Source organism: Mesobacillus boroniphilus JCM 21738, assembly GCF_000517385.1.
In the GTDB taxonomy this organism is placed as follows: domain Bacteria; phylum Bacillota; class Bacilli; order Bacillales; family Cytobacillaceae; genus Mesobacillus; species Mesobacillus boroniphilus.
This window is the reverse complement of record NZ_BAUW01000138.1, coordinates 1-6,472: the sequence shown is the minus strand read 5'-3', so window position 1 is coordinate 6,472 and position 6,472 is coordinate 1. Positions and strand designations below refer to the sequence as shown.

7 protein-coding genes and 1 pseudogene are annotated in these 6,472 nt (G+C 40.4%); 1 reads left to right on the top strand and 7 read right to left on the bottom strand.

Going from position 1 to position 6,472, the window contains the following annotated elements:
* Nucleotides 1-80: 80 nt before the first annotated feature.
* The 6 genes and pseudogenes from JCM21738_RS20470 to JCM21738_RS20450 form a co-directional block, all read right to left on the bottom strand.
* Complete coding sequence (locus JCM21738_RS20470) at nucleotides 81-224, bottom strand: acid-soluble spore protein N (protein ID WP_023627804.1); 144 nt, start codon at nucleotides 222-224, stop codon at nucleotides 81-83.
* A gap of 75 nt (nucleotides 225-299) precedes the next feature.
* Nucleotides 300-422: pseudogene (locus tag JCM21738_RS23610) on the bottom strand (FbpB family small basic protein); the annotation flags it as partial.
* 167 nt (nucleotides 423-589) lie between these two features.
* On the bottom strand, nucleotides 590-1,111 hold the full coding sequence (locus tag JCM21738_RS20465) for a peroxiredoxin family protein (RefSeq protein WP_023627802.1): 522 nt from the start codon (nucleotides 1,109-1,111) through the stop codon (nucleotides 590-592).
* Nucleotides 1,112-1,612: 501 nt separating this feature from the next.
* Nucleotides 1,613-2,662, bottom strand: coding sequence for an S-methyl-5-thioribose-1-phosphate isomerase (mtnA, locus tag JCM21738_RS20460; protein ID WP_023614215.1), 1,050 nt, complete (start codon nucleotides 2,660-2,662; stop codon nucleotides 1,613-1,615).
* A gap of 156 nt (nucleotides 2,663-2,818) precedes the next feature.
* Nucleotides 2,819-3,355: a DUF3231 family protein gene (locus JCM21738_RS20455; RefSeq protein ID WP_023614214.1), complete on the bottom strand. Its 537-nt coding sequence runs from the start codon at nucleotides 3,353-3,355 to the stop codon at nucleotides 2,819-2,821.
* 60 nt (nucleotides 3,356-3,415) lie between these two features.
* Complete coding sequence (locus JCM21738_RS20450; protein ID WP_023614213.1) at nucleotides 3,416-4,306, bottom strand: LysR family transcriptional regulator; 891 nt, start codon at nucleotides 4,304-4,306, stop codon at nucleotides 3,416-3,418.
* Between the two features lie 135 nt (nucleotides 4,307-4,441).
* On the opposite strand from JCM21738_RS20450, the gene JCM21738_RS20445 reads away from it, so the two are divergent.
* Complete coding sequence (locus JCM21738_RS20445) at nucleotides 4,442-5,728, top strand: NCS2 family permease (protein ID WP_023614212.1); 1,287 nt, start codon at nucleotides 4,442-4,444, stop codon at nucleotides 5,726-5,728.
* A gap of 33 nt (nucleotides 5,729-5,761) precedes the next feature.
* Here JCM21738_RS20445 and JCM21738_RS20440 read toward each other — a convergent pair whose 3' ends face one another.
* Nucleotides 5,762-6,310 carry a hypothetical protein gene (locus JCM21738_RS20440; protein ID WP_023614211.1) on the bottom strand — a complete coding sequence of 183 codons (549 nt, stop codon included), beginning with the start codon at nucleotides 6,308-6,310 and terminating at the stop codon, nucleotides 5,762-5,764.
* Nucleotides 6,311-6,472 lie beyond the last annotated feature (162 nt).

The window sequence follows — 6,472 nt, the reverse complement described above, 5'->3', positions numbered from 1 at the left end:
AGACAATAATCTAAGTAAAAAGTTTTATACTTTCTTATAAGAAAATAAAAGCCCGCCACTTGGCGGGCATATTCATTCAGTTATTCACCTTTTGTTTGTATTACCTGGGCATGTTCACCCGATTTATCATTCATTTTCTTACCTTTATTGCCGCTGAATCCACGCGGCTGCGTTCCAAGGTGGCTTGGAACATAATGCTTGCTGTCCCTTTTAGGATTGCTCATGTATATCCCTCCTCTAGAATAAGTTTTTCCTAAAGAAGAGGTATTTATAAATGGTAATGTATGATATTTACTCAGCTTTACCAAGTGTTTTTGCTCTAATTTAGCCTCGATCCTCTCGATTGCATCACGGTCATTCATAAGTTGGCGTTTGTTTTCCATTACAAGCTCTTGAAAAGAACGCTTTCTAGGTTTTCTCATCGTGTTCACCATCCTTTGTCATCATTGTAACTGTTATTATGTCCGGAAACGGTTGCAATTATTACAACTTTTTGAAAATTTAATCGTATTTTATTCTTACCCGAGATTTTTGTGTATTCCTCATGCAATTTTTACCATTAACAAAACACCAGTAGCCAGTACTGGTGTTACTTCGTAAGCTCCTGCATTTGTTCATATGTCATGGAACCAATATGCTTTTTTAGAATCAATCCCTGCTCATCAATAATATATGTAGTCGGAATTGAGATTATTGCGTATGTTTGCTGTGTGGTTCCAACTTGATCAAGTAATATCGGGAAAGTTAATTCATTTTCCTTCACAAACGACTTAACATTGTTCTGAGGATCTAAATTCACGGCAAGAATTTCAACTTCCTTTGAATGCTCTTTATAAAATTGCTCCATCGCCGGCATTTCCTCTTTACAACGCGGACACCAAGTAGCCCAGAAATTCAGCATCACCTTCTTACCTCTGTAATCATTCAGGCTAACCTCTTCACCAGCAAGGTTTTTAAGTGTAAAAGTAGGAGCTACCATCCCAGCACCGATTCCAGTTGTAGCTTTTGAAACTTCAATTGCTTGTGGCTCTTCCATTTTATAAAAATGCTGGAATATGGCAAACAAAACCAGTCCAGCAAGAATACCAGCAGCAATCGCTTTTTTGACCATAGGAAACCCTCCTTTGGTTTATTTACAAGTAGGATATCTCAAGTATACAAAGATAATGAAAGTGGAAAAGTGAGATAATTTGAGGATTATGTGAATGTTTTTAAAGGAATAGTAAATAGTGGTCGCTCATCTTTTAATTATGTCGGATAGCGCTCCTCAAAGTTATAGGAACCCAGGGAACCCAAGGCAACTTCGGACAAAATGAGCTCTCACTCCCGATAATTTGGCCGAACCTGAGGCAACTTCGGACAAAACTAGCCCTCACTCCCGATTATTTGGTCGAACCTGGGGCAACTTCGGACAAAACGAGCTGTCACTCCCGATAATTTGGCCGAACCTGGGGCAACTTCGGACAAAAAGGGGCCGCTACTCCCGATGTCCGAAGAAGGCTTTTTTCTTTCAACTTCTGCCCCAGGATTATATATACCAAATGCAGATTGATTTAAAAGAAGCCCAACATTAAAAAATGCCAGAGAGTCGCTCCCTGGCATTCAAGCATGCTTATTTTTCAAACAGACGCGGAAGTTCTTCGCTGTAGTTTCCTCGCATGATTCCTTTTTCAGTAATAATGGCTGTAATTAGATGATGTGGTGTCACATCGAAGGCTGGATTGAAAACTTTAACGCCTTCAGGTGCTGTCGATTTCCCGAAACCAGCAGTGATTTCCTCTGCTGCCCGTTCTTCAATCGGTATTTCATCACCTGTTTTTGTTTCAAGGTCAACTGTCGATAGTGGCGCAGCGACATAGAACGGGAGGTTGTGTGCTTTTGCTAATAAAGCGACACTGTATGTTCCAATCTTATTGGCTACGTCTCCGTTGGCTGCTACACGGTCACAACCTACGATGACTGCCTGTACCTTTCCCTGTTGCATGACCATGGCTGCCATGCTGTCAGTAATAAGGGTGACATCGATTCCAGCCTGCATCAATTCCCAGGCTGTCAGACGCGCTCCCTGTAGCAATGGACGGGTTTCATCAGCAAACACCTTGATATCCATTCCTCGTTCCTTAGCTAAATAAATTGGTGCGAGCGCTGTTCCATACCTTGCTGTGGCAATTCCTCCAGCATTGCAATGAGTTAAAACGGTCATACCGTCTTCGAATAAAGTCAAAGCGTTCTCGCCAATCGAACTGCAGACATTTTCATCTTCCTGGCGGATTAAATGGGCTTCTTCTTCCAATAGCCTTTTAATTTCGTATACTGGTTTGCTGCTTTCAACTTTATTACGTGTATCCATCCTTTTTAGTGCCCAGAAAAGGTTGACTGCAGTCGGCCTGGAAGTAGCCAGGTAATCAACTTGCTTTTTGAAATAAGCATAAAATGTTTCGAAATCAACCTCTGGTGCATCCTTGATACCAAGAACCAGCCCGTAAGCAGCGGCAATGCCAATTGCTGGAGCGCCCCTTACTTTAAGCTGTTTTATCGCATCCCATACATCTTCAATATTGTTGATTTCAAGGAACTCAGTGACCTGGGGAAGTTTTGTTTGGTCTAAAATATATAGTTTTTCACCGTCATATTTTACAGATTGTAAAAATGTTTCTTCCATGGTGATCCTCCTTATGGCTTTTAAGACAATTCTGAAACTACATATCATTTTATCAATTATAAGCCACAGAGCAAATGAAAATTATATTTATTGGCATTTTTTATCCACCATCTTGGAAATCGACACATTTAAAAAGCAGCGCCATTGACGCTGCTTTTACTCTTTGCCAGTAATATAGTATGGTGGCACCCTTAGCCAGCCCTTTTCCTGCATAAGTGTTTTAAATGTCAAGGAAAAGGTAATTTTCATCATATGGTATTTCGCAAATAAGTAACCAACATCCGATCGGACAGATTCAGTAATTCCCCTTGTTGCTGACGTGATTCCTACTACCAGATTGTATGCGATCAAATTGGCGATTTCTTCATCATTCATCCTTGCCCCTTCAGGAAGTGCCTTGAATTCACCGACAACTTTTTCGGCTCCGACATCAGGGAGCGGAATTCCTTCATCCTTGAAAAACTGTGTCAATTCCTTGATCATTGGCCTGTGTACATTTTCGATGATATCTACGATCTTTTCTTTAAGTTCAGGATCCTGGGCTAAATTGTATGCGTGTTGATCGTATCTGAGGGTTTGTTCAGTTCCATGGAGATAAAACCATAGGTTCATCACTTCTCCCACATGCAACGGCTTTTTGTCCCCGTCCATTAAAGGACCGAAAGCATCCTTGATCAATTCAAAAAGATTCAAAGCAGAACACCTTCCTTTCTGGATAAGTTTTGCCGTTATTATTTGAAGCGAGAGTCTTTTTTATTCATCATCATTTTCGGATAAACCAAGTCTCTGTTTCACCAATCCAATAAAATTCCTTGCCGGTCTGGAAAGGTGATGCTGCTTTAACCAGATTAACCCAACAGATGATTTTACCTCAGCATCTGTAATATCACTGGTGAAAAGATTTGGGTGTCCGTATGATTGAAATACAGATTCAGGAACTATGGTTGAACCAATCCCAGAGGAAACCATTTTCATCACGACATTCATATCTGAGCATTCACATATGACCTGAAGCGGAAGCTGGGCTTTTGTAAAAGCGTCATGGATGATATTGTAGCTCCCAAGTCCCTCTGTAGAAGGTAGAATTAACGGATAATTGCTTATTTCTCCTATTGATATCTCATCTTTCCCATTTTGCCTGCAAACGAAAACAAATGATTCATTGTATAAATGAAGGTAGTTAAGATCCTGATTAGCCAATGGCAGCCTGACCAGCCCCAGTTCAATTGTTCGGTTTTTTACGAGTTCAGCCAAGTAGGCAGAATCATTTTGTACAATCCGCAAATAGACAAGTGGAAAGGATGAATGAAATGCTTCCAGCCATTCGGGGAATTCTGGCACAGATAGAGTGTTGATGCCAACTGATAGATTCCCTTTCCTCCCTTCATCCGTCTCTTGAAGTTCATTTTTCACTTCCTCAAAGGCATGGACAATGTTTAGTGCATGTCTGTATAGCAGCACACCCTTGTCAGTCAATTCAAGCTTCTTCCCATGCCGTTCAACCAGCAACACTCCTAGTTCTTCTTCCATTTGTTTTAATTGAAGGCTTAACGGCGGCTGTGACATATGAAGTCTATGTGCTGCAGCTGTTATATTCTTTTCTTCGGCTATCGCGATAAAATAACGCAACTGTCTAATATCCATAAAAACTCCTTCTATTTAAAAAAGATATGATTTTAATATAAATTATATATTTTAAATATAACTAAAGTCTATGGTACGATATTTTCATTCGTTTCAGAACGGAAAAATTTATCTGTAAAATAGAGAGGAGAAACAATGGATAAATTATTTCAATTAAAGGAACATGGTACAACGTTTGGAAGAGAGTTATCTGCAGGCCTTATTTCCTATATAACAGTTGTATACATCATTATTGTCAACGCTACAATATTAGCAGCAGCAGGCATCCCACTTGAGGCAGGAATCATCGCTACGATTCTCACAGTGTTTGCGGGCTGTTTGCTCATGGGATTCTGGAGCAACACTCCGATTCTAGTTATTCCGGGCATGGGGTTAAATGCGATGTTTACATATACAATCGTCCAGTCCGGCGGTTTCACATGGCAAGAAGCTCTTGCAATGGTCTTTGTATCCGGAATCCTGTTCATGGTTTTAGCCTTCACTCCGCTGGCTAAGACAATCATTGCATCCATTCCTGACTCATTGAAAGAAGCAATTACAGTCGGTATTGGAATACTATTAATTTTAATTGGTTTCGATAATAGCGGAATTATTACAAGCTCTGAGCATACCCTGCTGGAAATCGGGGATTTAAGCAGCTCAACTGCACTCATCACATTGATTGGTTTAATTGTAACAGTTGTCTTATTTATTAAAAACATTCCAGGCAATCTATTGCTGAGCATAGTTTTTACGTCTGTACTTTCCCTTCTTTTCGGGGATTTCGGACGCGGCGGAGTTTCGTGGAGCATGCCGGCTATTGGAGAGTACACATCAGTTTTTGGACAGCTGTCATTTGCCCAGGCAGGTAAATTTATTTTCTGGCTGACAGCCTTTTCTCTTGCAATGGTCGTCATTTTTGAAAACATCGGTCTGATCCACGGGCATACAAAAATGCTTAACCAGGCTCACAAAAGTAAGAAGGCACTTCAAGCTAATTCGATTTCGGTTGCCACTGCAGGAATTTTCGGCACCAGCCCAACAGTATCATCTGTAGAAAGCGCTGCAGGAATAGCGGCTGGCGGCAGAACAGGTTTAACGAGTATTACTACAGGTGTTCTGTTCCTGGCTTCGATCATACTAATTCCTGTAATAAAAGTAGTACCTGAAAGTGCGGTATCACCGGTATTGATTTTAATAGGAATATTGATGCTACAAAATATTACGAACATCAAGCTTGATGATTTAATGGAAAGCTTCCCAGCACTTCTGATTATTGTATTGATTCCATTAACCTACAGTATTGCTGATGGCATGGCAATTGGATTTATCCTTTATCCGCTCATAAAGCTGCTGATGGGAAAAGGCCGGGAAATACAGCCTGCTCTTTATATGATTGCATTGCTGTTCCTTGGAAATTTTGTACTTCAATATGCATTATAATCATGAAAAACAGCCTTGGTTTCCAAGACTGTTTTAATTTGCTTTTTTGAGAATATATGAGGATGGGTTTGTATGAACGTTTGGAATGAACTTTGAAGCTTCCTGCAGCAAATGGATTTGAGCAGCCTGTGCCTGGTCAACTGTCCCCATGCCATACATCTTCAAGGACTTCTCAAGTACAAGCATCGATTCCTGACTATTTACATAGTAGAGACTCTCACCAGTACGAGGGTAATAGGATTCAAGAGGCTTTATATTGGAGATGACATGATACTGTGCTTCCCCGTTCTGAGAGTATCCTGCGACCACTGCTTCAAAGGTCTGTCCATCCACCATGAGCAGGGAATTGTTAATTGATGACTGGATTGATTCAGCCAGTTCTTTAAGACTGAATCCTTGATTAACGAGAGTTTCAGCTGCGCTTGCGGCCATTATGGCATATTCCTCATCATCCGAGAAAGCAATGAAGGCTGTATTCGGTATTAATTCCTTAAACCTGATATCATCGATTACCTGATGAATTCCCAAATCAGTAACCAATGAAATAAAATCCTCTCTTGCAACTATTGATACTAGGCCCATAGAAAACACTCCTAATGTTCCATCTAGCTTAAACATACCTTTTGCCAGCAAATATCAATAGGAGAAGTTGTCGATTCATCGGAAGTTTTCACGAATTTTGTAAGACTTATGAATAAAGAGAGTGAACAAGTTAAAAAAGTGAAAGACTTAGAGGATTGAGCC

What these genes read in the sequence shown, in the direction of transcription:
- JCM21738_RS20470 (WP_023627804.1), bottom strand. Translation starts at nt 224, where the DNA reads ATGAGCAATCCTAAAAGGGACAGCAAGCATTATGTTCCAAGCCACCTT.
- JCM21738_RS20465 (WP_023627802.1), bottom strand. Translation starts at nt 1,111, where the DNA reads ATGGTCAAAAAAGCGATTGCTGCTGGTATTCTTGCTGGACTGGTTTTG.
- mtnA (WP_023614215.1), bottom strand. Translation starts at nt 2,662, where the DNA reads ATGGAAGAAACATTTTTACAATCTGTAAAATATGACGGTGAAAAACTA.
- JCM21738_RS20450 (WP_023614213.1), bottom strand. Translation starts at nt 4,306, where the DNA reads ATGGATATTAGACAGTTGCGTTATTTTATCGCGATAGCCGAAGAAAAG.
- JCM21738_RS20445 (WP_023614212.1), top strand. Translation starts at nt 4,442, where the DNA reads ATGGATAAATTATTTCAATTAAAGGAACATGGTACAACGTTTGGAAGA.
- JCM21738_RS20440 (WP_023614211.1), bottom strand. Translation starts at nt 6,310, where the DNA reads ATGGGCCTAGTATCAATAGTTGCAAGAGAGGATTTTATTTCATTGGTT.